The sequence below is a fragment of the Bradyrhizobium sp. HKCCYLRH1030 genome (assembly GCF_051168395.1).
In the GTDB taxonomy this organism is placed as follows: domain Bacteria; phylum Pseudomonadota; class Alphaproteobacteria; order Rhizobiales; family Xanthobacteraceae; genus Bradyrhizobium.
In genome coordinates this window covers 505,054-530,759 of record NZ_JBNPUY010000002.1, presented here as the reverse complement: position 1 = coordinate 530,759, position 25,706 = coordinate 505,054, and the positions used below count along the sequence as shown (strand labels likewise).

22 protein-coding genes are annotated in these 25,706 nt (G+C 65.3%); 9 read left to right on the top strand and 13 right to left on the bottom strand.

All coding sequences use genetic code 11. The annotated features are described in order from the left end of the window. The first annotated feature begins 583 nt into the window (after positions 1–583). Positions 584–1,204, top strand: coding sequence for a Fic family protein (locus ACQR1E_RS07760; RefSeq protein WP_434896874.1), 621 nt, complete (start codon positions 584–586; stop codon positions 1,202–1,204). Positions 1,205–1,471: 267 nt separating this feature from the next. Further along, positions 1,472–1,954 (top strand): Crp/Fnr family transcriptional regulator, encoded by a 483-nt coding sequence (locus ACQR1E_RS07755; RefSeq protein WP_315716907.1) that lies wholly within the window; start codon positions 1,472–1,474, stop codon positions 1,952–1,954. A 122-nt stretch (positions 1,955–2,076) separates the two neighbouring features. Here the strand turns inward: ACQR1E_RS07755 and ACQR1E_RS07750 are convergent, their stop codons facing one another. Together ACQR1E_RS07750 and ACQR1E_RS07745 are read right to left on the bottom strand one after the other, a co-directional pair. Next, positions 2,077–2,880: a ParA family protein gene (locus ACQR1E_RS07750; protein ID WP_316191506.1), complete on the bottom strand. Its 804-nt coding sequence runs from the start codon at positions 2,878–2,880 to the stop codon at positions 2,077–2,079. Between the two features lie 451 nt (positions 2,881–3,331). Then, complete coding sequence (locus tag ACQR1E_RS07745; protein ID WP_434896873.1) at positions 3,332–4,690, bottom strand: peptidoglycan-binding protein; 1,359 nt, start codon at positions 4,688–4,690, stop codon at positions 3,332–3,334. Positions 4,691–4,843: 153 nt separating this feature from the next. Between ACQR1E_RS07745 and ACQR1E_RS07740 the strand changes: the two genes are divergently transcribed. Next, entirely contained in the window at positions 4,844–5,647 is an 804-nt protein-coding gene (locus ACQR1E_RS07740) for a HesA/MoeB/ThiF family protein (RefSeq protein WP_434896872.1), read from the top strand. 219 nt (positions 5,648–5,866) lie between these two features. Here the strand turns inward: ACQR1E_RS07740 and ACQR1E_RS07735 are convergent, their stop codons facing one another. Further along, the gene (locus ACQR1E_RS07735) at positions 5,867–6,871 is read right to left on the bottom strand and encodes an aldo/keto reductase (RefSeq protein WP_316191505.1); all 1,005 of its coding nucleotides are present in this window, start codon (positions 6,869–6,871) and stop codon (positions 5,867–5,869) included. 122 nt (positions 6,872–6,993) lie between these two features. Here ACQR1E_RS07735 and ACQR1E_RS07730 point away from each other — a divergent pair, with 122 nt between their 5' ends. Further along, positions 6,994–7,938, top strand: coding sequence for a LysR family transcriptional regulator (locus ACQR1E_RS07730; RefSeq protein WP_434871743.1), 945 nt, complete (start codon positions 6,994–6,996; stop codon positions 7,936–7,938). A gap of 111 nt (positions 7,939–8,049) precedes the next feature. Here ACQR1E_RS07730 and ACQR1E_RS07725 read toward each other — a convergent pair whose 3' ends face one another. Then, the gene (locus tag ACQR1E_RS07725) at positions 8,050–9,051 is read right to left on the bottom strand and encodes a 2-hydroxyacid dehydrogenase (protein ID WP_315716913.1); all 1,002 of its coding nucleotides are present in this window, start codon (positions 9,049–9,051) and stop codon (positions 8,050–8,052) included. Positions 9,052–9,464: 413 nt separating this feature from the next. Here ACQR1E_RS07725 and ACQR1E_RS07720 point away from each other — a divergent pair, with 413 nt between their 5' ends. Further along, positions 9,465–9,950 (top strand): SH3 domain-containing protein, encoded by a 486-nt coding sequence (locus ACQR1E_RS07720; RefSeq protein ID WP_434896991.1) that lies wholly within the window; start codon positions 9,465–9,467, stop codon positions 9,948–9,950. A 107-nt stretch (positions 9,951–10,057) separates the two neighbouring features. On the opposite strand, the gene irrA is transcribed toward ACQR1E_RS07720, so the two are convergent. Continuing rightward, a complete protein-coding gene (irrA, locus tag ACQR1E_RS07715) occupies positions 10,058–10,528 on the bottom strand; it encodes an iron response transcriptional regulator IrrA (RefSeq protein WP_315716966.1) in 471 nt (156 codons plus the stop codon). A 456-nt stretch (positions 10,529–10,984) separates the two neighbouring features. Here irrA and fabA point away from each other — a divergent pair, with 456 nt between their 5' ends. The 4 genes from fabA to ACQR1E_RS07695 all read left to right on the top strand — a co-directional run bounded on the left by fabA (position 10,985) and on the right by ACQR1E_RS07695 (position 15,964). Further along, on the top strand, positions 10,985–11,506 hold the full coding sequence (gene fabA, locus ACQR1E_RS07710) for a 3-hydroxyacyl-[acyl-carrier-protein] dehydratase FabA (RefSeq protein WP_315716914.1): 522 nt from the start codon (positions 10,985–10,987) through the stop codon (positions 11,504–11,506). Between the two features lie 76 nt (positions 11,507–11,582). Beyond that, on the top strand, positions 11,583–12,806 hold the full coding sequence (gene fabB / locus ACQR1E_RS07705) for a beta-ketoacyl-ACP synthase I (protein WP_315716915.1): 1,224 nt from the start codon (positions 11,583–11,585) through the stop codon (positions 12,804–12,806). A 147-nt stretch (positions 12,807–12,953) separates the two neighbouring features. Next, positions 12,954–13,754 (top strand): enoyl-ACP reductase FabI, encoded by an 801-nt coding sequence (gene fabI / locus ACQR1E_RS07700; RefSeq protein ID WP_316203447.1) that lies wholly within the window; start codon positions 12,954–12,956, stop codon positions 13,752–13,754. A 224-nt stretch (positions 13,755–13,978) separates the two neighbouring features. Then, complete coding sequence (locus ACQR1E_RS07695; RefSeq protein ID WP_434896871.1) at positions 13,979–15,964, top strand: autotransporter outer membrane beta-barrel domain-containing protein; 1,986 nt, start codon at positions 13,979–13,981, stop codon at positions 15,962–15,964. 18 nt (positions 15,965–15,982) lie between these two features. Here ACQR1E_RS07695 and ACQR1E_RS07690 read toward each other — a convergent pair whose 3' ends face one another. From ACQR1E_RS07690 to infB, 8 genes are all read right to left on the bottom strand, one after another. Further along, positions 15,983–16,615 carry a hypothetical protein gene (locus tag ACQR1E_RS07690; protein ID WP_315825654.1) on the bottom strand — a complete coding sequence of 211 codons (633 nt, stop codon included), beginning with the start codon at positions 16,613–16,615 and terminating at the stop codon, positions 15,983–15,985. Positions 16,616–16,874: 259 nt separating this feature from the next. After that, positions 16,875–17,711 (bottom strand): hypothetical protein, encoded by an 837-nt coding sequence (locus ACQR1E_RS07685; protein ID WP_315716919.1) that lies wholly within the window; start codon positions 17,709–17,711, stop codon positions 16,875–16,877. 114 nt (positions 17,712–17,825) lie between these two features. Continuing rightward, entirely contained in the window at positions 17,826–18,296 is a 471-nt protein-coding gene (locus ACQR1E_RS07680; protein ID WP_315716920.1) for a GNAT family N-acetyltransferase, read from the bottom strand. Between the two features lie 139 nt (positions 18,297–18,435). Further along, positions 18,436–20,592: a polyribonucleotide nucleotidyltransferase gene (gene pnp, locus ACQR1E_RS07675; RefSeq protein WP_315716921.1), complete on the bottom strand. Its 2,157-nt coding sequence runs from the start codon at positions 20,590–20,592 to the stop codon at positions 18,436–18,438. A gap of 362 nt (positions 20,593–20,954) precedes the next feature. Continuing rightward, positions 20,955–21,224 carry a 30S ribosomal protein S15 gene (gene rpsO / locus ACQR1E_RS07670; RefSeq protein WP_009025947.1) on the bottom strand — a complete coding sequence of 90 codons (270 nt, stop codon included), beginning with the start codon at positions 21,222–21,224 and terminating at the stop codon, positions 20,955–20,957. Positions 21,225–21,226: 2 nt separating this feature from the next. After that, entirely contained in the window at positions 21,227–22,333 is a 1,107-nt protein-coding gene (truB, locus tag ACQR1E_RS07665; RefSeq protein WP_434896870.1) for a tRNA pseudouridine(55) synthase TruB, read from the bottom strand. Beyond that, on the bottom strand, positions 22,333–22,749 hold the full coding sequence (gene rbfA, locus ACQR1E_RS07660) for a 30S ribosome-binding factor RbfA (RefSeq protein ID WP_315716923.1): 417 nt from the start codon (positions 22,747–22,749) through the stop codon (positions 22,333–22,335). The genes truB and rbfA overlap by 1 nt, the downstream gene beginning before the upstream one ends. Positions 22,750–22,909: 160 nt before the next feature. Then, entirely contained in the window at positions 22,910–25,669 is a 2,760-nt protein-coding gene (infB, locus tag ACQR1E_RS07655) for a translation initiation factor IF-2 (protein WP_315716924.1), read from the bottom strand. Positions 25,670–25,706: the final 37 nt, after the last annotated feature.

Sequence of the window (25,706 nt, the reverse complement as noted above, 5' to 3'; positions counted from 1 at the left end):
GTTCGGAATGCCGAATTTTAGGCCGTCTCGGCTGGCGAGACATTGAGGCCGGAACAGACGCCCATAAGCTAGGGCTGCCTAGTTTCTTGAACAGAGATGGGTTGGCCATTATGAAACGAGACTCGGGCAATTTCCGACTGCTGGCGTTGCCGATTTGGGACACTTCTAGGAATTTCCCCAAGAGTTCGGCAGAACTCGCGGTTTGTGGACGAATCGTGATAGCCGTCGTGGAAATATTTTCGGTGGCGACTGTTCTAGGCGGATCGGTCGTTATATCTTCTTAAGAAAAAGCCAAGGTATCTTGGTGGACGATAGGCGGAGAATCGCAATGGCAGAACGCAAACCATCCTTAAAAAGGGCGCCCGAACGCCCCGAACTTGAGCGGCTTCTAAAGCTGAACAAGGAGAGGGGTGTTAGCGAGGCCACTATCCAGGAGCAGCGCGCAAGCTTTGCTTACGGTAACGCTCCGAAGGGGTCCCGGATCACTAAGGATTCGGCTCGGAGTGCGTCAAAAAGTATCCGGTTGCAACACGCTTAACTGCGTAGTGGGGAGGGAGCCCGGTTCGCCCGGGCTCTTTTGTTGATGTTGGTACTAGAGGGCGAAGATCAAGAGCTCTATGACCGGGTTCAGGAGAAGAACCTAATCCGGCAGTATGACCTGCTTACAAATTGCATCGAGATAGGACTGCAGTTCGATCACACGGCGTTCGACAAGTATATGATTTGGTCACTGAACCACGTCGCTGTGGCTCACATTTCCCAGTTCGGTGGCCGATTTAGAGAAGAGCCAATTTACGTCGGCAAACACATCCCGCCGCACTTCAAGGAAGTGCCGGACTTGATGGATCGATTTATCTCTTTCGTTCACGAGAACTGGTACATTTATTCGCCAACAGAATTGGCCGCCTATGCTCTGTGGCGAATGAACTGGATCCACCCGTTTATCGAAGGAAATGGGCGCACTGCTCGAGCAGTTGCATATTACATTTTCTGTGTGCGAGACGGCGCGCTCCTCGGTGGTTCGAAAATAATGCCGGAGCGTATCAAAGAGGATCGTGAAGGTTACGAAGCCGCGCTGGAGGCGGCGGACAGAGCTTGGGATCAGGGCCACTTGGACTTCTCGATGATGGAAGAATACTTAGCTGCGATTGTTCAGGCGCAGCTAGCCGACGATGGTGTGCCTAACCCTGGCCCGGTTGTATAAGCGAATTTCATGGTACTTAGATATCCTAAGCAGTCGTTCATTCGACTACTTTGCATGGGTTTAGCTTCTGGTTTCACTACATCTAAGTAGATCGTGAGTTGATGGTTGTCGCTTCGCCTGCGTTTGTCGCTGTGATGTCCCAAGAGCGACAGGTAATGAGACGGCCGATCGCAGTCGAATTCGCGGCTTGTTTGACCCGACTTGCTTGGACTATTTCCCCTTTCTTGTAGTACTTGCCGCCGTCGGGCTCGCAAGTATACTGCCGCCATGGCTGTCAGCTCGCCCGATCTGAAAGCATTCCTGCTCGCGACGCCGTTCTTCGGCGGCCTGCCCGATGCGAGCCTCGATCTGCTGGTCTCGATGCTGGTCGCGCGTGAGTTCGAGAGCGGCGCCGTGGTCGTCGCCGAAGGCGAGGCGGGTCGTTCGATGTTCGTCGTGCACAGCGGCACGCTGGAGGTGAGCGAGCGCCTGGAGACGGGCGTTGCGATCCATATGTCGCGTCTCGAGCCCGGCGATTTCTTCGGCGAGATGACCCTGCTCGACATGCAGAACAGATCGGCCACCGTCGTCGCGGAAGCGCCGACCGTATTGTACGAGCTGACGGCGCAAAAGCTGTATGCCTTCTACAAGGCTGACATCCACGCCTATGTGATCGTGCTGCAGAACATCAATCGCGAGCTATGCCGCCGCCTGCGTCGCGCCGATGCGCGGATCAAGCAGCTGGAGATGCGCGAGGCTGGAGAGCGCTAGGCCCGGTTGGATTCGGTGGACTCGATCCCGCGGTCGGTGATGTTTCCCTCGCTCCGCTTGCGGGGCGAGGGAGCGCACCGCATTTGCGGTAGCTCGTATCCGATGACGACCACAGCCCGCCTTTACAGCCCCGCCTTCCAGTTGATGCCATTGTCGGCCCAGGTCGGGTAGGCCCGCGTCACCGGCAGCTTCGCTTCCTCGGCGGGCGGCGTCAGCATGATCGGGAATTCGACCTCGGCGTGCTCGCTCGCGTCCTTCAGCTCGCCAGCGTCATGCATGACGTGGTCGCCGGCGAGCTTGCCCGCGGTCCAGCGCCACAGGCTGCGAATCTCCTGCGCCGACTTGCCGGCCGCATCGAATTCGCTGACGCCGAGACCGGCGGCGAGCGCGTCTTGGTGGTCGTTGCGCATCATGATGAAGGGCTGCGCAAGCACCTCTGCGATGTCGCGCGGCGCGTCGACGTCGAGCGCAGTCGTCGCATCGGTGACGCGATGGCCGCCGCGGATCGGGGCCTGGTTGAGCACGAAGGCAAACGGCTTGCGCCAGGCGCGCACGACGCTCAAGGTCGGTGCCGTCGCTTCGATGTCGGCGACGCTCGGACGCGCCGGAATGAGGCACAGATCGCAGTGGCGGATCGCGGCCGTCGTGGATGCCGTGATGCCGGCCCCGGTGTCGATCACGCAGAGGGTGACGCCGTCGCGGGCCAGCGCTTCGAGGCGAGGCTCGATCGTCTTGGCATCGTAGACGGGTTCGACGATCGGCTCGCTCGCGGCGCGGCGCGCCTGCCATTTGGTCAGCGTGCCCTGACGGTCGGTCTCGATCACGCGCACCTTGTGGCCGGCCTGCTGGGCCGCCACGGCCAGACCAATCGCCAGCGTGCTCTTGCCGCTGCCGCCCTTCTGCGTGGCCAAAACGATCGTGTACATCGGGAGACAGTCCTTCGGATGTTGACGGAACTTATGAGAACGCCAAAGCTGAGCGCATCGCGATCGCGGTGCAGAGCTATTCTCGCTCAGGACAGTCCCGGCCCGATCCAACTCATGAAGAGCGATCGCGGTGGTCCGAATCAGCACGCCGACAAAACTGTTCGAACTATTTCACGCTCGGCCTGTGCCTGCACAGACCGGTTGACTACGGCGGGAGCCGTTCCGAGTTGATAGCAAGGTGCTAGGAAGTTGAGTGGCAGCGAGCCGCGGGCGAGCGATCGGCATCGCCGAGCATCATCCCATGCAGTCGCGATGCTGCACGTCCGATCCCCGCCGGCCGCCGTTGGGCCCTTAATTTTTTCTAAAACGACATGCTTAACATTGCGTAAACGCCGCCGCGCCGCAGGGCGCGGCGGCATGATCGCGATGCCGGACCGGTTTGGCGCAGGCGCTACTTCCGCACGCAGATCACGCGCACCGTCGCCGCCTTGGCGTCGAGCGAGGTTCCGTCGGGCTTGACGCCATGCGTGGCGAGAAAGGCGCGCGTCGCATCGGCGCTGACCATCACGACCTGCGTCGATGGGATCAGCGCCGTGCCGGCGAGGACGCCGGGCTTGAGCAAGGTGACGCCGGCGAACTTGCCGTCGCCGTCGAGCGCCGCCGCTCCGGAAAAGCCGAGCCCGGGCGCCGGCGCCAGCGAGGCGTCGCCGGCGCCGTTGGCGGCGAGCTGCGCCTTGACGGTGCTGATCGCGGCACCGCCGCCCTGGCTCTGCGGATCGGCGATGCCGACGATGTCGACCGACGATTTCGCACTGCCGCCCGACAGCGCCAGCGGCTTCAGGCCGCGCGCGCCGTAGATGCGCAACAGCGCCAGGCCGCGCTCCTTGTCCTCGGCCACGCGCTCGGCATGGCCGAAACCGGGAATGGTGATCGCCACGCAGGCATCGGTCACCTCGCGATCGGCGATGATGGCGCCGTCCTGGGTGGCGATGATGCCGGTGCCGTAATCGACGCGGCGCCGTGGCGCGGGCTGCGCGGCCAATGTCGACGGAAACGCGGTGAAAGCGCTCGACATCGCGATCACGACCGGCTCGACCGTGTTCTCGGTGGCCTGATCGTAGAGAATGGTCAGGATACGCACCTCGTCGCCCCGAAAGGTGCCGCGGATGTAGAACTTCTTCAGGTTCTGCAGGCCCGAGAGCACGAAGAAGTCGGGCTTCACCACGCTGTAGTCGACGGTGCGGCCGGGCTCCTTCTTCTCGCGGTCGGCGAGCGCCGCGGTGGTCGGGTTCGCCTCCTTGCGGCGTGACAGCACGACCTGCACGGTGCCGGTGGGCGAGGTCCATTTCGAGCCGGTGCCGTCGCTGGTCTGTTGCGGCACCAGCTTTGCGGGAATGCCGAGCCGTGCGCCGCTGACCGGCTCGGTCACGAGCTTCCAGCCGACGCCCTCCTGCTTGCGGCGCGCGGTGTCGGCGAGCACGGCGCGCTCCTGCGGGTTCAGCACGCCGGTCGGCTTGCCGCCGACGAGCTTCTGGTATTCCTTGATCGCGTTGACCATGCGCTCGCTGACGTCGCCGGTGATCGCGCCATTGTACTGGCCGACCCAGGCGAGATCGGATTGCAGCGCGAGCCGCTCGGCCTGGCTCATCGCATTGGCGGTGTCGGCGGGAGCCTGCACGCCCGGGCGCGCCGGCTGGGTCGCGACGGGCTTGGGCTTGGCGCCCGGCGACGCGCCCTGCGGCGTCTGTGCCTGCGCCGACGCGCATGCGGCGATCCCGCAGATGAAGGTTGCCGTGGCCAGCCGTCTCATGACAAATCCCGATGCTCTTGCCGCGCCGCTAAATAAGCACATCTGCTTGGTCGGTCACAATCCGGCGAGGGTTCAGTGCGGAGATCCGCCGTCTTCGCCATGGGCCGGCAATGGGCTGACAGCGGTGCGGCAGCGGAAGGGCGTGGTGGAACGATGCTGAGCGACGAAGAAGTGGAGCGCTATGCCCGTCACATCGTGCTGCGCGATGTCGGTGGTCCCGGTCAGGCGGCGCTGAAGCGCGCTGCGGTGCTGGTGATCGGCGCAGGCGGCCTTGGCGCACCGGCGCTGATGTATCTCGCCGCGGCCGGCGTCGGCACGATCGGCGTGGTCGACGACGACGTCGTGTCGCTGTCGAATCTGCAGCGCCAGGTCATCCATGCGACCCCCGACATCGGCAGACCCAAAGTCGAGAGCGCTGCCGAGCGCATCAACGCGCTCAATCCGCATGTGAGCGTCATGGCGCATCGGACCTGGCTCAATGCCGACAACGCGCTCGATCAGATCGGCGGCTATGATCTCGTGCTCGACGGCTCCGACAATTTCGACACCCGCTATCTCGTCTCCGACGCCTGCTTCCTGGCCGAGAAGCCGCTGATCACCGGCGCGCTCGGCACCTTCGATGCGTCGCTGACGACGATCCGGGCGCATGAGCGGAATGAGAAGGGCCAGTTTAATCCGACCTATCGCTGCCTGTTCCCCGAGCCGCCGCCGCCCGGCACGGTGCCCGCCTGCGCCGAAGCCGGAGTCATGGGTGCGCTCGCCGGCATGCTCGGCTCGATGATGGCGCTGGAGGCGATCCGCGAGATCGTCGGCTTTGGCGAGGGGCTGGTGGGACGGCTCTTGATGCTGGACGCGCGCACGATGCGGTTCGAGACCCTGCGCTATGGGCGCGATCCGGCCAATCCGCTGAATGGTGACGGGCCAGTCATTGCGGACTTGAGCGCGCATCGGAAGTGATGGCCGCTTGAGTCGAGAGGCGCGCCACAAATTCACTGTCGTCCCGGACAAGCCCGGCGACGCAACGCGTCGTCGGGCGCCGATCCGGGACCATACTCCGTGTATGCAATGAGGCGCGCGGAACGGGTCATCTGCCTGTTCCAGACATCACGCGGTATGGGTCCCCGCGTTCGCCGGGACGACACCGAGTTTGTTGCGCGACCTGGACTCACATGACGCTCAGCTCGGCTGACCGCGCTCGCTGTCCATATGCACCAACTGCGCCTCCGGATAGCGCTCTCCGGCGGCGACACCAATGGGGAAGGCCTTGTCCAGCGCGGCGAGCTGGACCTCGGTGAGCTTGACGCAGAGCGAGCCGAGCGCCTCGTCGAGGCGGTCGCGGCGGCGGGCGCCGACCAGCGGGACGATGTCGTTGCCCTGCGCCGCCACCCAGGCGATCGCGACTTGCGCCGGCGTGGCGCCGACCTCGCCTGCCAGGCTGCGCAGCGTGTCGACCAGGCTGAGATTGCGATCGAGATTGTCGCCACTGAAGCGCGGCGAATGGCCACGGAAATCAGCGGCATTGGCGCGGTCCTTCGACCAGTGGCCGCTGATCAGTCCGCGCGAGAGCACGCCGTAGGCGGTGATGCCGATGCCGAGCTCGCGGCAGGTCTGCAGGATGTCGCTCTCGATGCCGCGTGAGATCAGCGAGTATTCGATCTGCAGATCCGAGATCGGGTGCACCTTGTGCGCCCGGCGGATGGTCTCGGAGCCGACCTCCGACAGTCCGATATGCTTGATGTAGCCGGCCTGCTTCAGCTCGGCCATCGCGCCAATGGTCTCCTCGATCGGCACCTTGGGATCGAGCCGCGCCGGGCGGTAGATGTCGATGGCGTCGACGCCGAGCCGCTGCAGCGAATAGGACAGGAAGGTTCTGACAGCTTCAGGCCGGCTGTCATAGCCGAGCCAGCTCTTGTCGGGTCCGCGCAGGGCACCGAACTTCACCGATATCTGCACGTTGCGCGGACCGGCCGAGGCCAGCGCCTCGCGGATCAGCATCTCGTTGTGGCCCATCCCGTAGAAGTCGCCGGTGTCGAGCAGCGTGATGCCGGCGTCGAGCGCGGCGTGGATGGTGGCGATGCTCTCGGACCGGTCGGTGGGGCCGTAGAAGTCCGACATGCCCATGCAGCCTAGTCCGATGACCGAAACGTCGGGGCCGGTCGAGCCGAGTTGGCGGGTTTGCATGATCAATCTCCTCTTGCTGGCGCAGGCGGCTTGGTGGCCCGCCCGGACAACGCGGATATCGGCGCATTTCCGCGGATCGAAAAGCTGGACAATTCCGAATGGACTGTTCAGCATATCGAACAATGAGCGAGCCGGACCTCCGCGATCTTCAAGCCTTCGCTGCCGTGGCTCGCAGCGGCAATTTCCGCCGCGCTGCGCGCGAGCAGGGACTCGCGGCATCCAGCCTCAGCCAGCGGCTCAAGGAGCTGGAGCAGCGGCTCGGCGTCCGGCTGCTCAACCGGACCACGCGGAGCGTCGGCCTGACGCAGGCCGGCGAGGCGCTGCTGGCACGGCTCGAGCCTGCGATGGCCGAGATCGAAGCGGCGATCCATCAGGTGCGCGGCCAGCAGCAGGTCGCGGCGGGGCGCCTGCGCATCAATGCGCCGCCGCCCGCGGTCGATCTGGTGCTGGCGCCGATGGTCGCGCCGTTCCTTCAGGCCTATCCGCTGATCGAGCTCGAGATCGTCGCCGACAGCGGCTTCGTCGACATCGTGCAGGCCGGGTTCGATGCCGGCGTGCGCTATGGCGAGCACCTGGCGCAGGACATGATCGCCGTGCCGCTCGGCGAAACGCAGCGCTACGCCATCGTCGCCTCACCGCACTATGTGGCGCAGCATGGCCGTCCCGCGCATCCGCGCGACCTGCTGCAGCATGGCTGCATTCGCACGCGCTTCTCGTCCGGTGCGATGCTGGATTGGGAGTTCGAGAAGGACGGGCAGGTGATCAGGATCGCGCCGCCGGCCCGGCTGATCGCGGTCCAGCTCGGTCTGGCCTTCCGTGCCGCCTGCGACGGGGTCGGCTACTGGGCGACATTCGAGGGACATGTGCGCGATGCGCTGGCGGCAGGCCGCCTCGTCAGCGTGCTGGACGACTGGTGCCCGCCGTTCCCCGGACCGTATCTATATTACCCGAGCCGCCGGCAACCGCCGCCGGCGCTGGCGGCGTTCGTCGCGTTCGTCGGGGAGTGGCGGAAGCGCGCGGGCGCCCCGCACCCAGCTGCCGTCCCGGCCTTGAGCCGAGACCCATAACCACCAGCGTGAACGAGACGATGACGACCAGCGATGTCCCACGCGGACATTACGCGGTACGGGTCCCTGCGTTCGCAGCGGCGACGCTGATTATGGGGTCGAGTGACCGGCCTACAACATGCTCGGCAGCACGCGGTCCGGCGGGCGGTGGTTGTCGAGGAAGGTCTTGATGTTGATGATGACCTTCTCGCCCATCTCGACGCGGCCTTCGATGGTGGCCGAGCCCATGTGCGGCAGCAGCGTCACCTTGCCGGCCTTGGCGAGCCGGACCAGGCGCGGATTCACCGCGGGCTCGTGCTCGAACACGTCGAGACCGGCGCCGGCGATGTCGCCGGCCTCGATCAGCCGCGTCAGCGTCTCCTCGTCGATCACCTCGCCGCGTGCGGTGTTGACGATGTAGGCGTCCTTGCGGATCAGCTTCAGCCGGCGTGCCGACAGCAGATGGAACGTCGCCGGCGTGTGCGGGCAGTTGACCGAGATGATGTCCATCCGCGCCAGCATCTGGTCGAGGCTCTCCCAGTAGGTAGCGCCGAGCTCGTCGGCGATCACGGGAGCGACCGGGCGGCGGTTGTGATAGTGGATCTGCAGGCCGAAGGCGCGGGCACGCCGCGCCACGGCCTGGCCGATCCGGCCCATGCCGATGATGCCCAAGCGCTTGCCGCCGATGCGGTGGCCGAGCATCCAGGTCGGCGACCAGCCCGCCCAGTTCTTGCCCTCGGTGAGGATCGAGGCGCCCTCGATCAGCCGCCGCGGCACGGCGAGGATCAGCGCCATGGTCATGTCGGCGGTGTCCTCGGTGAGGACCTTCGGCGTGTTGGTGACGGTGATGCCGCGCGCCACCGCCGCCGCGACGTCGATGTTGTCGACGCCGTTGCCGAAGTTGGCGATCATGCGCAGCTTGCAATCGGGCTGATTGAGAATGTCGGCGCTGATGTGGTCGGTGACGGTCGGAACCAGCACCTCGGCGGTGCGCACGGCGTCGGCGAGCTGTTCCTGGCTCAACGGCTCGTCGTCGAGATTGAGCCTGGCGTCGAACAGCTCGCGCATGCGCGTCTCGACCGAGTCCGGCAGCTTGCGTGTCACCACGACGAGGGGCTTTTTCCTACCTGACATGTGCTGCTCTCATGAGATCCTTCAGACCTCATTAACCGGGTTCGCCGAAACTACCGTCGTCGCCTGAGATCGGCGCTTCCCTGGACTGGTCGTGTCGGATCTCGCAGGTGGGCCGATCCGTCCCTGACAGGGCTTCGCGAGCGATTCTCAGGCGCTTCCTGGCCGCTTGTGTTCGGTCCTGTCTAGCAGAAGGCCCGGCCAAGACAAGAAGCCAACGGCGGGTCGGGACTGGCGCTTTCGGCAAGCCCTCTCCGAGCACGAAGGGGGGCAGCCGGGCGGTTCGATGGGGATCGGGCGAAGGATCGCAACGCAATCCGCTTTGATCGGAGCGCGGGTCGATCCTTTCGAGGGAGAGTGAGTTGAGTAAATTGACGTTGTGGCGTTTCGGTGCTGTCGTGGTGCTGCTGGTCTGTCTGTTCGACGTTGCCGTCGGCAGGGGCGGCGTTGCGGCGAAGGACTCCGTTCTCACCACCAGCGGCCTGCCGGTGCCGCGCTATGTCAGCCTGAAGTCGGATCATGTGAACGTTCGCGCCGGTCCGACCAAGGACAACGACGTGGCCTGGGTCTATACGCGCTCCGGCCTGCCGGTCGAGATCACTGCGGAATATGAGAACTGGCGCCGCGTGCGCGATTCCGAAGGCTCGGAGGGGTGGGTCTATCACTCGTTGCTGTCGGGGCGCCGTACGGCGGTGGTCACGATGAAGAACAAGGACGATCTCGCCCCGATCTACGAGAACGCCGACGCGACCAGCGCGGTCACCGCGCGGCTGCAGGCCGGCGTTGTCACGCAGGTGAAGAAATGCGGCAACGGCTGGTGCCGCGTGCTCGGCAATGGTTTCGAAGGCTGGATCCAGCAGCAGCGGCTGTGGGGCGTCTACGCCGACGAGCAGGTCAATTGAAGGCCCAGGTCAGCGCAATGCGCTGACCTCCATCCTGACGCGCTCCCGACAAAAAAATGCCCGCAGCGGGTGCGGGCATGGTGCTTCGATGAAGACCTTCCGGAGGCTCAGCGCTTCTTGCGCAGCCGGACGACCATGTCGATCCGGGCGATCTCGTAACCTTCGGGCGCCTCCGGCAGCTTCGACAGCGCCAGATGCTGGTCCGGGATGTCGACCAGCTCGTGGTTGTTCTCGAGATAGAAGTGATGGTGGGCGGTGACGTTGGTGTCAAAATACGTCTTCGTGCCGTCAACGCTGACCTGGCGCAGCAGGCCGGCGTCGGTCAGCTGGTTCAGCGTATTATAGACCGTGGCGAGCGAGACCGGAACCTTGGCCAGCGTCGCTTCCTCATAGAGCATTTCGGCGGTCAGATGCCGCGCGCCCTTGCCGAACAGCAGCCAGCCGAGGGCCATGCGCTGGCGGGTCGGGCGCAGCCCGGCCGCCTGCAGCATCTCGTTGACGTCGTGCCATGGGCAGCCATTGAGTGCTGGCTGCCGGCCGTTCCCGAGATCCGGGTTGCCGCGGTCATGACCACTCATCGAGGCGTTGTTGCTGACATCCACTTCAAGCACCGCACAATCTCGCTCTCATCCACAACCGATATAGGAAGAAACCCATTCAGATGCAAGCTTATCGCAACTAACGTATCTAGAACGCTCCTAAACTGCATTTGCCGCCCGGTTCGGGCGCCGGCCCTGGTGCTGCGTCGATTTACCTGGATACGCGCATTGACGCCGCAATCCTCTATGTTAGAGAGCGCCCGGACCCGATTTGCCCTGCCATGGTGAGCGCCGGCGGCCGTGATGGCCATGTGCGCGAATCCAGGCGTCGTTAGGCCCGCCGCTGACAGCGGTCATGTTCGCCAAGTGCGATGGCCCAGCCTTCGTGCCGACGCGATGACCGGCCAGCGCGGCGCGGAAGGGGGCGGCGCGCGGGAAGGGTCCATGTCGCGCGGCACAAATTCCACCGGGGATCGTTGAGAAAGGCCACCAAGCATGCTGGATCGGCGCAGCGCATATGAATACGAGGACCTGCTGGCCTGCGGCCGCGGGGAGCTGTTCGGCCCCGGCAATGCACAACTGCCGCTGCCGCCGATGCTGATGTTCGATCGGATCGTCGAGATCTCCGAGACCGGCGGCGAGTTCGGCAAGGGTGTCGTCCGCGCCGAGCTCGACGTGAAGCCGGATCTCTGGTTCTTCGGCTGCCATTTCAAGAATGATCCGGTGATGCCGGGCTGTCTCGGCCTCGATGCGATGTGGCAGATGGTCGGCTTCTACCTCGGCTGGACCGGCGGCGCGGGGCGCGGCCGTGCGCTGGGCCTCGGCGATCTCAAGTTTTCCGGCCAGGTGCTGCCGACCGCCCGCAAGGTTGTGTACAACGTCGACATCAAGCGCGTGATGCGCTCAAAGCTGGTGCTCGGTATTGCCGACGGGTGGCTTTCGATGGATGGCGAGATTATCTATCGCGCCAAGGACCTGAAGGTCGGCCTGTTCAAGCAGGGCGCCGCGCCGACTTGAACCGGCAGGCTGCGACCACAGACAGTGCAGCAGGCACGGCTGCAACACAACACACGAGCAAGGTGAGGCGGACATCATGAGGCGGGTTGTCATCACGGGCATGGGCATCGTCTCATCGATCGGCAACAACACCCAGGAGGTGCTCGCCAGCCTGTACGAGGCGAAGTCCGGTATCTCCCGCGCCGAGAAATATGCCGAGCTTGGTTTTCGTTCGCAGGTGCAAGGTGCGCCGACGCTGAATCCCGCCGATGTGGTCGACCGCCGCGCCATGCGCTTCCTCGGCGAGGGGGCGGCGTGGAATCATGTCGCCATGGAGCAGGCCATCCTCGATTCCGGGCTGGAGCCGACCGACGTCTCCAACGTCAGAACCGGCATCATCATGGGCTCAGGCGGGCCATCGACGCGCACGCTGGTGGAAGCGGCCGACATCACCCGCACCAAGGGCCCGAAGCGCGTCGGTCCGTTCGCCGTGCCGAAGGCAATGTCGTCGACGGCCTCGGCGACGTTGGCGACCTGGTTCAAGATCAAGGGCGTCAACTACTCGATCTCCTCGGCCTGTGCGACGTCCAATCATTGCATCGGCAATTCCTACGAGATGATCCAGTACGGCAAGCAGGACGTGATGTTCGCCGGCGGCTGCGAAGAGCTCGACTGGACGCTGTCGGTGCTGTTCGACGCGATGGGTGCGATGTCGTCGAAGCACAACGACACGCCCGCCACCGCGTCGCGGCCCTATGACGTCACGCGCGACGGCTTCGTGATCGCCGGCGGCGCCGGCGTCCTCGTGCTGGAAGAGCTCGAGCACGCCAAGGCGCGCGGCGCCAAGATCTACGGCGAGATCGTGGGCTACGGCGCGACGTCCGACGGTTACGACATGGTTGCGCCTTCCGGCGAGGGCGCCGAGCGCTGCATGCAGCTCGCGCTGTCGACCGTGAAGACGAAGATCGACTACATCAATCCGCATGCGACCTCGACGCCGGCCGGCGATCCGCCGGAGATCGAGGCGATCCGCAAGGTGTTCGGCCGCGGCGAGAAATGTCCGCCAATCTCGGCGACCAAGGCGCTGACCGGCCACTCGCTCGGCGCCACCGGCGTCCAGGAAGCGATCTATTCGCTGCTGATGATGAAGAACGGCTTCATCTGCGAGAGCGCCAACATCACCGAGCTCGATCCCGCCTTCGCCGACATGCCGATCGTGCGCAAGCGCATCGACAACGCCAAGCTCGGCACCGTGCTGTCGAACTCGTTCGGCTTCGGCGGCACCAACGCGACGCTGGTGTTCAAGCAGCTCGACGCTTAAGATTTCCAACAGCACTGGTTTCGTCGGCATCATGGCCGGGCAGCAGCGCGAAGCTCATTCTTCGCACCGATGTCCGGCCATTGGCGTCTCGGAGGCGGAACGATCATCCTGGCTGGGCCGATCCCGGCATGACGAAGGAGAGACATCATGCAGGGTCTGATGGCAGGCAAGCGCGGCCTGGTCATGGGCATCGCCAACGACCATTCGATCGCCTGGGGCATCGCCAAGACGCTGGCGGCGCATGGTGCCGAGATGGCCTTCACCTATCAGGGCGACGCGCTCGGCAAGCGCGTCCGTCCGCTAGCCGATGAGCTCGGCGTCAAGCACGTGCTGTCCTGCGACGTCGAGAACATTGCCAGCGTCGATAGCGTATTCACGGCGCTCCGCGAGGCCTGGGGCGGGCTCGACTTTGTCGTCCACGCGGTCGCCTTCTCCGACAAGAACGAGCTCAAGGGCCGCTATGCCGACACCTCGCGCGAGAATTTTGCGCGCACGATGCTGATCTCCTGCTTCTCCTTCACCGAGATCGCCAAGCGCGCCGCCGAGCTGATGCCGGAGAGCGGCGGCAGCATGATCACCTTGACCTTCGACGGCTCCAACCGCGTGATGCCGAACTACAACGTGATGGGTGTCGCCAAGGCCGCGTTGGAAGCCTCGGTGCGCTATCTCGCCGCTGACTACGGCCGCCGCAGCATCCGCGTCAACGCGATCTCGGCCGGCCCGGTGCGCACGCTGGCCGGCTCGGGCATCGGCGATGCCCGCTTCATGTTCGCCTTCCAGCAGAAGCACTCGCCGCTCGGTCGCGGCGTGACCCTGGAGGAGCTTGGCGGCTCGGCGCTCTATCTGCTGTCGGAGCTGTCCGGCGGCGTCACCGGCGAGATCCACTACGTCGATTCCGGCTACAACGTGATCTCGATGCCGCGCCCCGAGGATCTCAAGGCGGACTGACCTCCGCGCGCATCGGCGGTATCAGGGGAACGCGAGACTCCGTCCCCCGATCGACCCAAATTTTCCCAGTTGAAGACAATGTTCCTGAACGGCTAATCAGGAAGCATTGGCGCAACTCGTGTTGGTTGTTGCGACGACGCTGCGATGCATCATGACCGGTGCATCGGCCGCGGCCGTCAGCCAGCCGCTCGCGCCGGCAGCAAGACAAGTCGTGGGGGCGATTGATGCTGCGTTCGAAGGCCCGTGTCATCGCTCTCTGCGCGATGACCGGCATTGCGCTTGTGGCAGGGGGCGTCGGGCCGGCGCAGGCGCAATCGAGCGTCTGGGACTCCACGATCTCCAACACCAGCTGGTATGTGCCGACGGCGCAGCTGCTCGCGTACATGTCGCCGAAGACGGGCTTCTCCAATCCGGTCCCGATCGGTGACCAGACGTTGTGGACCTTGGGCACCGCGAGCAACGGCGCCTTCACCGGCACCAGCGTCGCGCAGCTCAGGATCGGGCTGGCGCTGCTGACGGACACCTCGACCATCCAGGGCTTCGTCACCACCAGCGGCCAGATCACCATGCTGTTCACGCCGACCGGCGGCGGCACCGTGACGGTCGGACTCGGCTATATGCGCAACGTCAACGGCGTGACCAGCATGGAAATGCAGATGATCACCGGCGACAGCCTGCTGGTGACGCATTGGGCCTACATGCTGCCCTATGATCCCGCGACCTTCACGCCGCCGCCCTCGGCACCGGTGCCGGCCAACTCCGTGCCGCAATGGGCGTGGACCGCCGGCACGCCTTGGCGGATCGTCAGTCCGACGTTGTTCGGCACGCAGGCGCCGGGCCGTTTCGTCATCACCAACTATCAGAACGGCTATTTCTGGGGTGCGGGCGTCGCACCGCCCGGCAGCGCCGCGGCGGGCTTCACGCTGCTCGGCTCGGTGACTCCCGAGGGCAGCCTGCTGTTCAACACCCTCTCGCGCGGCACCCTGACCAGCCTCTATGGCACGGCGAGCGGCAACGCCGCGGGCGCGCAGATGCTGGTGTCGACCTACGACCTTACCGGGAATTTGACTGGAGGACTGGCGACGATGTCGCTGATCCAGCCTTATGCGGAAACGCTGCGGTCTGCAGGCGGCCGCGTCGGCTTGGAAGCGGCTGACGTACTGTACCGGCTGTCGATGACGTCGGCCGGCTGGACTGGATCGATGGTCTCGGGCTTTGCCGCGCTTGATAATCTCAGCGGTCCATCTCTCAGCGCCGCCGTGAAGCAGACGTTGCCGGTGCTGACCGGTGCGGCCTCGCAGGCGACCCATGTCAGCCAGCAGGCGTTCCGGCAGACGATGACCAACAGGCTCGACGATGTCGGCAGCATCGGCTGGGCCGCTGGTCGCAATGTCTGGATGCAGCCTCTCGGCAGCACCGCGCAGCAGACGGGACGCGATGGCGTTCCCGGCTATGACGCCTCCGGCGGCGGTCTGGCGTTCGGCGCCGACGTCGCAGTCTCGTCCCGCGCCATCATTGGCGGCGTTCTCGGTTATTCTCATCACACGATCACCGGAAGCGACGCGGCCGTGCCGAACCGTCTCGGTCTCGCCTCCTATCAGCTCGGGCTCTATGGAGCCTACGCGATCACCCGTGATGTCCTCTTCGACTATCAGCTCGATGGCGGATCGACCGATAACGGCGAAAACCGGTCGCTGAGCTTCATGGGCGCATCCGCCGGCGGCAGCTATCGCTCCTACAGCGGCCATGCCGGCGCAGGCATCAAGACGCGCATTCCGCTGCAGGACGGATTCGCGCTCGTTCCAGCACTGCGCCTGGACTACGGCACGGTTCGCAGCAATTCCTACGGCGAGAACGGTGCCGGCGGCTTCAGCCTCAACGTCGATCCTCAGATCTATCAGGAGCTCGTGACGACGGCGCAGCTGAAAGCGGTCTACGCGCCCACCAGGCAGATTCGTCTGACCAGCGATATAGGCGTCGGCTACAACACGCTGAATCAGCCATTGCAGATCCGCGCGACGTTCTCGGGCGGCGGCGAGAGCTTCGTCACCCACGGCCTCGGCCTGTCGCCATGGATCTATTCGGCGGGCCTTGGTCTTGTGGCCGCCGGCAACGACCGGCTCGACCTCAGCATCCGCTATGGCATCAACGCGACATCGTCCGGTCTCGTCCAGCAGTCGGGCCACGCGGTGCTGAAGATCAGGCTGTGACGCGCCGAGCTCGTCGTTCTATTCGCGCCCGAAATAGGCCGGCAAGCGCTGGTCGAGCCGGAATTTGAGCATCGAACGCGCCATGTCGCGCAGCACATTGTTGTTCGCAGCCTCCGGCGGCGAAGCGGGGAATGCGGAGTTGTCGACGTCCCCGGCGTGAGACGGCGGTCCGACGCCGGACGTCAGCCGTGAGAGCAGCGATCTGGAGCTCGTGGCAGGCTCGCGCGTCTCGAACGTCGCGCCGTCATAGAGCTGGATATCGATCATGGTGAAGACGTGGCTGATCCGGCCGAATCCCTCGCCCCGGTTGATGACACCGACGCCGGTAACCTCGTCGTTTGTCGAGGGTTCGCTGTCGGTCCGGCGGGTGATCACGAGGTAGCGAGCGCACCCTGCCGTGCCGGCCACCTTCCTGACGATGGGCGTGAGCTTCCCGTTCTCGGCCTTGACCGGTGGCGACTGATAGAACGGATCGAATGCGCCCTTGGGGACGCTGATGCGGCGGATCCCGCTATCACCCGCGGCTGCCTTCACACGCGCGTAGACGATGTCGTCGAAACCCCAGGACACCGGCACTTCGGCGTACTCGTTGCCCAGGCGGGTCATGCCGTTCTTCTGCACCGTGAAGACATCGCCGAGCGCGGCGATCACCCCGACCTCGCACGGTCCGCCCTCGCGAAGGGCCGTCGTCGGCTTGGCTGCCTTGGCAGCGGTGCCCGCGGTCTTTGGCGCTGTTTTGGCATTCAGCGGCGCCGGCGCTGATTGCGCCAGGGCATTGGTGCATGACCAGATCACGGCCATGAACAGCGGCGCCAGTCGGCGAGAGATTGTCACTGGGAGAGCTCGTCGCATAAGGGAGAGGATTGGGCCAATGAAGCTCGTTCGAACCGTGTGAACGCGGGCGACGGCATCATTCGATCTTCAGATAGCTCGGCAGGTCGCGATCGAGCTTCGCCGCGACCAGAGTACGCAGCCGCTCGCGCAGGACGGTGCTGGAGGCCGCAGCCGCGAGAGGCTCGGGGAAGTCGGCGTTGTTGAGCTTATTGAGAGGATCCTCGGTGAGCCTCATGGTCTCGGCCAGCCTGGCGCCGGTATCCGCCGAGAACGAGCTGATCTTCTCGTAGGATTGGCCGTCGATGAGCGTGATGTTGACGTTCGCAAACAGATGCGAGTGCCTGAGGATCGATCCGACCCCCTGATTGTAGGCGCCGATGCCTCTGAGCCTCAGGGTGGTGTTGGGAATGGTCGTCTCGAACCTGGTGACGACGAGGTAGCGTGCGCAGTTGGCATTCGTGGTGACGTTGCGCACGATCGAGGCCAGGCTCTCCTTCGGATCGGGCAGGAAGCGCGACGTCGGATGGTAGTAGGGCTCGAACGCGCCTTTCGGATAGCCGATCCTGTGCACGGCCGGGTCGCCGCCGGTGGCCGCGCGCACGCGCGCCATGGCGAGGTCGTCCAGTCCCCATCCCGGCAACGTGACTTCGTCCTCTTCGATTTCAAACACGGTGAGGCCGAACTTGCTGACGGCGAGCTGGTCGCCGAGTGCGGAAATGACGCCAAGACGGCACGGACCGCTTTCGATGGCGCCTGGTTTCGCCATCGCCTTTGTCTTTCCGGAGGGTTTCTTGGCCGCGGCGGCGGCCTTGGGCGCCGTTGCTGACGGAGCCTGGGCCCAAGCCCCGGTTGCGAAGGCAGCGGCGAGGACGACGAGCGCAAGGCGACGGATCAGCAGGAGCGGCACGGACATGGGGACGGTTCGAGAATGCAAGGTCGTCGGGAACTCGAACTTAGTTCGCCTGCGAAGGCGCACGCAACGGTTTCCGGTCGCCACGCGCAAGATTTGCGCTTGCACGCTCTGCGATCAGGAGGCCGCCGCCTGACCGTCACGCTTCCAGCGATAATATTTCATGATCCGGCCGTGCAGCGGGTCAGCTTCCTCCTTTTCCAGCACGAAGCCCTCGCGCTCGTACCAGCGCCACGCCTTGTCGTTGCCCTTCGCGCAGCGCAGCCACACTTCGTCGGGGAGCAGCTCGCGGGTGAAGGCGAGCAGCCGGCGGCCGAGCGAGCGGCCCTGATGGGACGGGGCGATCATCAGCTGGTCGAGATAGAGCGTGGGGACGTTGATCGCGAGCATCGCCGCGAGGCCGCCGCGGTCGTCGGCGACATACAGGCTCCAACCGCCGGCGACTTCGCGCGGCACGCGCTCCCTGAGGACCGCGAGCAGCCTCTCGCTCTGCGCTTCCAGACCCGTCGAACACCAGCTCTCCATCCAGAGCCTGGCGACGGCGTCGTATTCGTCCGGGCGGGCAGGGCGGATGATAGGATGGTGCATGTGGGTGACCTTAAGCGGGGTGACGGCCTCTGCATCCGCAGCCGTGACCCGGGACGCGCGAGGGTGCACGACCAATAGGACAACAAAAAAGGGCGGCCCGAAAGCCGCCCTTTGTATTTCATCGAAGGGGACGCCGGCTTTACTCGCCAGCGGCTTCGCGCGCCTCGGCGGGCGCGTCCTTCTGTTTGGCCTCGAGATCCTCGCCGGTGGTCTGGTCGACCGCCTTCATCGACAGCCGGGTCTTGCCGCGGTCGTCGAAGCCGAGCAGCTTGACCTTGACCTTGTCGCCTTCCTTGACGACGTCGGTGGTCTTCTGCACGCGCTTGTCGGCGAGCTGCGAGATGTGCACGAGGCCGTCGCGGGTACCGAAGAAGTTCACGAAGGCGCCGAACTCCATCACCTTGACGACGGTGCCGTCATAGATCTGGCCGACCTCCGGATCGGAGGCGATCGACTTGATCCACTTGATGGCGGCCTTCATCGCCTCGCCGTCGTTGGAGGCGACCTTCACGGTGCCGTCGTCCTCGATGTTGACCTTGGCGCCGGTCTTCTCGACGATCTCGCGGATCACCTTGCCGCCGGTGCCGATCACTTCGCGGATCTTGTCGGTCGGGATCTTGAAGGTCTCGATGCGCGGCGCGTATTCGCCGAGCTCGGCGCGCGCGGCGGTCAGCGCCTTGGACATCTCACCCAGGATGTGGATGCGGCCTTCGCGGGCCTGGCCCAGCGCAACCCGCATGATCTCCTCGGTGATGCCCTCGATCTTGATGTCCATCTGCAGCGAGGTGATGCCGCTCTCGGTGCCCGCAACCTTGAAGTCCATGTCGCCGAGATGGTCCTCGTCGCCGAGAATGTCGGACAGCACGGCGAAGCGGCTGCCTTCCAGGATCAGACCCATCGCGATGCCCGCAGTCGGCCGCTTCAGCGGCACGCCTGCATCCATCAGCGCCAGCGAGGAGCCGCAGACGGTGGCCATCGACGACGAACCGTTGGACTCGGTCACCTCCGACACCACGCGCGTGGTGTAGGGGAACTCGTGGTGCGGCGGCAGCACCGGGTGGATGGCGCGCCAGGCGAGCTTGCCGTGGCCGATCTCACGGCGCTTGGTGCCGCCGAGACGGCCGGTCTCACCGACGGAGTAGGGCGGGAAGTTGTAGTGCAGCAGGAACGTCTCTTTGTACGTCCCCGACAGCGCGTCGATGTACTGCTCGTCCTCGCCGGTGCCGAGCGTGGTTACGACCAGCGCCTGGGTTTCGCCGCGGGTGAACAGCGCCGAACCGTGGGCGCGGGGCAGCACGCCGACCTCGCAGACGATGTTGCGCACCGTCTTGGCGTCACGGCCGTCGATGCGCTTGCCGGTGTCCAGGATGTTCCAGCGGACGATCTTGGCCTCGAGCTCCTTGAACACGGCGGCGATCCGGAGCTTGTCGTATTTCGGCTCCTGCCCCTCGGGGAAGAAGTAGGCCATCACCTTTTCCTTGACGGCGCCGACGGCAGCATAGCGCTGCTGCTTGATCGGAATCGCGTAGGCGTTGCGCAGGTCCTGCTCGGCGATCCCGAGCATCTCCTTCTCGATCGCGCCGTTGTCGATGATCGCGACGTCGCGCGGCTCCTTGGCGGCCTTCTCGGCGAGCTCGATGATCGCGTTGATCACCGGCTGGAAGTGACGGTGACCGAACATCACCGCACCGAGCATGATGTCCTCGTTGAGCTCCTTGGCCTCCGATTCCACCATCAGCACGGCGTCCGAGGTGCCGGCGACGACCAGGTCGAGCTGGGTGTCGGCCATCTCGTCGAGGGTCGGATTGAGGATGTATTCGTCATTGGCGAAGCCGACGCGGGCCGCGCCGATCGGGCCCTTGAACGGAACGCCCGACAAGGTCAGGGCGGCCGACGCGCCGACCAGCGCCACGATGTCCGGATCGTTCTCCATGTCATGCGACAGCACGGTCACGATCACCTGGGTCTCGTTGCGCCAGGCATCGACGAACAGCGGGCGGATCGGGCGGTCGATCAGGCGGGAGACCAGCGTCTCCTTCTCGGTCGGACGGCCCTCGCGCTTGAAATAGCCGCCGGGAATGCGGCCCGCGGCGTAGGTCTTTTCCTGATAGTCGACGGTCAGGGGCAGGAAGTCGACGCCCTCGCGCGGCGCCTTGGCGGCGACGACGGTCGCGAGCACGACGGTCTCGCCATAGGTGGCGACGACGGCGCCGTCAGCCTGACGGGCGATCTTGCCGGTTTCCAGCCTGAGCGGACGCCCACCCCAGTCGATCTCGACGGAATGCTTGGTAAACATGGGTATCTTCTTTCATGAGATGATCGAAGGCAGACCCCCCGGAAACAAAAAAACCATGCGCAAGATTGCAGGGCGCTGGAAAACGATCAGCGCCCTGCGATCCTGCCATGGTTTTCTTATTTCGGATGGCGTCCATCCTTCTCGTAAATAACGGGCACCTTGCCCGTTACGCCCAGCGGCCGGATTGCTGCTGAGGCGTACTGCATGGTCCGGGAAGGATCAGGCGAAGAGCGTATCTGCCTCTTTCCATATCCAGCCAGACCGCATGATCCCGGACTCGCGAACGCCGCGATCGAAGCGGCGTCCTCGGCATCATGCCATCAACGCGCGCAATACCGCGCGCGCCCATTCCAACGCGAAGCTCAACGACGGATGTTGTGCTTCTCGAGCAGCGCCTTGTAGCGCGCCTCGTCGTTCTTCTTCAGATAGTCCAGCAGCGAACGGCGGGTCGACACCAGCTTCAGGAGACCGCGGCGGGAGTGGTTGTCCTTGCCGTGGGTCTTGAAATGGCTGGTCAGGTTGTTGATGCGTTCCGACAGGATCGCAACCTGCACCTCGGGAGAACCGGTATCACCGGCCTTGGTGGCATTCGCCTTGATGATTTCCGCCTTGCGCTCTGCGGTCACCGACATCGTCAGTCTCTTTCGTTGCGACCGGAGCTGGCAGTCAGTCCGGTCAGGTTGAACACGCGCTTGGGGATGAGTTCGCCATTGCCAATTTCGGCAAGCGCCAGAAGGCGGCCTGCGACCGTGACATAGACTGTGCCGCTACTATTGGGCGCATCCCGTCCGCGCAACAAAACGGCCTGGCCCCTGTGGAGCCTTGCCGCATCAGCCCGAGTGACGGCCAGTGCCGGGATGTCGTCCAGCGCGGTCTCAACGGGCAGGAGTGCGTCGGCGAGGCTTCCCTCACCGGACGCGGCTCTATTGCACAAAGCCTCCAACTGTTCCAGCGGAATCATGTCGTTCTCGGTAAACGGACCCACCAGGGTCCGTCGGAGCGCGCTGATATGGCCGTAACAGCCGAGGAGGCGGCCCATGTCGCGGGCCAGCGCCCGGACATAGGTTCCCTTGCCGCATTCCGCCTCGAATACCGAATGGTCGGGGTCGGGCTGGTCGACGAGGGTCAGTTCATGGATCTCGACCGGGCGCGGCTGGAGCTCGACGACCTCGCCGTCGCGTGCGAGATCATAGGCGCGCTCGCCCTGGATCTTGATCGCGGAATAGCGCGGCGGCGTCTGTTCGATCCGGCCGGTAAATTGCGGCAGTAGCGCCCGGATCGCCGCGGCATCCGGCCGGCTGTCGCTGGTCTCGACGACCCGTCCTTCGGTGTCGTCGGTATCGCGCTCCTCGCCCCAGGTCACGGTGAAGCGGTAGCGCTTGCGGCCGTCCATCACGAAGGGAACCGTCTTGGTGGCTTCGCCCAGCGCGATCGGCAGGCCGCCGGAGGCGAGCGGATCGAGCGTGCCGGCATGGCCGGCGCGCTTGGCCTGGAACAGGCGCTTCACCACCGCCACGGCCTGGGTCGAGGTCATGCCGATCGGCTTGTCGAGCACGACCCAGCCATGGACGTCGCGACGATCGCGGCGCGGCTGGCTGCCCTGACCGTTCCCTTGGCGCGGCTTGTGGCGCGGATCGTTGTTGTCGCGCGGCGGGCGTCCGTCGGCAGAATGGATCGTCTTGGCCGCGGTCGGTTCGGCGCTCGGCGCGTCGACAGTGCCGGTTTCGGGGGGAATGGTCATCAGCTCTCTTCCGAATCCGAATTGAGGTCTCTCTGCACCGCGGGTGTTCGCAGTAATTTCTCGATCCGTTCCGCTTCGTCGAATCGCTCGTCGACGCGGAAGCGGATGTCAGGTGCAAATTTCAGGTTAACGCGCCGCGCGATGTCGCCGCGCAGGAACTTCTTGTTGCGCTCCAGCGCCGTGAGCACCACGTCCGTATCCTGTCCGCCGAGCGGCATGATGTAGATCGTGGCGAGCTTCAGATCGGGCGACATGCGGACTTCGGGCACCGTAATGATGTGTCCCTCCAGGTCCGGGTCGTGCACGTCACCGTGGCTGAGAATGTCGGCGACAGCGTGACGCACGGTCTCGGCCACGCGCAACTGACGCTGCGAGCCGCCGGAAGCGGCGCTTCCCCTCTGGTGATGGCGAGGCATTTTTCAAAAATCCAATGGATCGTCGCCCGGCGTGAGCACGGGCGAGAGGATCATTCTGATTGAGTTCAACGACGCTTCGTTAAGTTCAAGAGGCGCGGCGATTCCGCATGTTCACGGAATCGCTGCTCGCTCGAATTGCAGCGCTCTGTAGGATTCGGACTTACAGCGAGCGCTGGATGGTCTCCACGCGATAACACTCGATGACGTCGCCGACACGCATGTCGCCGTAGCTCTCGAAGGCCATGCCGCATTCCTGGCCGGCCTGCACTTCCTTCACTTCGTCCTTGAAGCGCTTCAGGGTCGACAGCTTGCCCTCGTGAACGACGACGTTGTCGCGGATCAGGCGGACATTGGCGCCGCGTTCGACAGTGCCGTCGGTGACGCGGCAGCCGGCGACCTTGCCGACCTTGGAGATGTTGAACACCTCCAGGATCTGCGCATTGCCGAGCATGGTTTCCCGAAGCGTGGGGGCCAGGAGACCGCTCATCGCCTTCTTCACGTCATCCACGAGGTCGTAGATGATGTTGTAGTAGCGGATCTCGATGCCGTTGCGCTTGGCGAGTGCGGCCGCTTCCTTGTTGGCTCGCACCGAGAAGCCGATGATCGCGGCGTTGAAGCCTTCGGCCAGCGTGACGTCGGACTCGCTGATGCCGCCGACGCCGGCATGCAGGATGCGGGCGGCGACCTCCTCGGTGCCGAGCTTCTCCAGCGAGCCGAGAATGGCTTCCAGCGAGCCCTGCACGTCGGCCTTGATGATCAGCGGGAATTCCTTGCGGCCCACAGTCTTCAATTGCGACATCATCTGTTCGAGCGAACCGCGCATGCCGGAGATCGAGGCTGCCGCGTTCTCGCGCTTCTGATGCGCGCGGTAGCTGGTGACCTGGCGGGCACGGGCTTCGTTCTCGACGACGGCGAGACGATCGCCAGCTTCCGGCGGACCGTTGAAGCCCAGCACCTCGACCGGCACCGACGGGCCTGCCTCCTGCAACGTCTCGCCCTGGTCCGAGATCAGCGCGCGGACGCGGCCCATCTCGGCGCCGGCGACGATGATATCGCCGACCCGCAAGGTGCCGCGCTGAACCAGCACGGTCGCGACCGGGCCGCGGCCGCGATCGAGCTTGGCTTCGATCACGGTGCCTTCGGCCGGGCGATCCGAATTGGTCTTGAGGTCGAGGATGTCGGCCTGCAACGCGATCATCTCGAGCAGACGATCGAGATTGGTCTTGTTCTTGGCGGACACCTCGACGTCGACGACCTCGCCGCCCAGCGATTCGACCTGAACCTCGTGCTGGAGCAGCTCGGTGCGGACGCGCTCGGGACGGGCGTCGGGCTTGTCGATCTTGTTGATCGCCACGATCATCGGCACCTTCGCCGCCTTGGCGTGGTTGATCGCCTCGATCGTCTGCGGCATGACGCCGTCATCGGCCGCGACCACCAGCACGACGATGTCGGTGACCTTGGCTCCGCGGGCGCGCATCGCGGTGAACGCGGCGTGGCCGGGCGTGTCGATGAAGGTGATCTTCTTGCCGGAATCCGGCGCGGTCACCTGATAGGCGCCGATGTGCTGGGTGATGCCGCCGGCTTCACCCGAGACCACATTGGCGTGGCGCAGCGCGTCGAGCAGCGAGGTCTTGCCGTGGTCGACGTGGCCCATGACGGTGACGACCGGCGAACGCGGCTCGGTGTCGGTCGAATCGTCGACGACGTCGAACAGGCCCTCCTCCACGTCCGAGGCGGCGACGCGCTTGACGGTGTGGCCGAGTTCTTCCGCGATCAGCTGCGCGGTGTCGGCATCGATCACGTCGGTGATCTTGTGCATCGCGCCCTGGCGCATCAGCAGACGGATCACGTCGACCGCGCGCTCCGACATGCGGTTCGCCAGCTCCTGGATGGTGATGGCTTCCGGAATCGTCACCTCGCGGACGAGCTTCTCCTTCTGCTCGTTGGCGGCATGGCCCTTCAGGCGCTGGGTGCGGCGGCGGAACGACGCGATCGAGCGCTCGCGCACATCGTCGGCCGTGAGCGCCGTGACCACCGTCAGGCGGCCGCGCTGCTTCTGCGGGCCCGGCTTGTGCGTGGTCTTCGGCGGCGGCGCGGGACGTGCGGCTCCGCCGGGACCCCTGCGGATCTGGCGCGGACCCTCATCCTCGTCCGGACCGGCGGCAACCGCCGCCGGCGCGCGGCCGAGCGGACCGCCGGCGGCAGGACGGGCGCCGGCCGGGCGTGCGCCCGCCGGCTGAGCGCCACCGGGCCGCGAGCTCGGACCACCAATCTGCTGCGGCCGGCTGCCCGGTGCGCCGACGGGCCTGCCGGGGGCGGGCGTCGAGCGGGCCGGTGCGGCTGCGGCGGGCTGGGGCGCGGATGTCGCCGGACGGGGCGCCTCGCCTTCACCGAACCGCTTCTTGGCTTCGAGCTCGGCCTTGCGCTTGGCTTCCTCTTCGTGACGGTGCCGCTCTTCCTCGGCCTTGCGGCGCGCCTCGGCAGCCTCGCGCTCGGCGCGTTCGGCGGCTTCGCGCTCGGCGCGGCGGCGGGCTTCCTCTTCGGCCTGGCGGCGTTCCTCGATGTCGCGCACGCGGGCATCGGCCAGCGCGCTGGCGCGCGCCGAGCGCTCGTCCTCGGTCAGGGTGCGGAGCACGACGCCGGACCCGCCGCGCTGCGACGAGCCGGATGGGCGCGGTCCGGATGAGCGCGGCGATGGCGGGGGCGGCGGCGCCTTGGCGACGGTCGGCTCCGGTGCATGCGGAGCATCGGGCCCCCCATCGCCGACGCGGCGCTTGCCGCGCTTCTCGACCACCACCTGCTTGCTCCGGCCATGTGGGAAGCTCTGGCGTACCGTGCCGGTCTCGACGCGCGGCTTCAGCGTCAAGGTCTTGCTCGGGACACTCAGTTTCTTGTCGCCCGGAGTGTTGTTGTCGGCCATTCAGTCGTCCTAATCTCGTTACCAGCGTGCGGGCTAC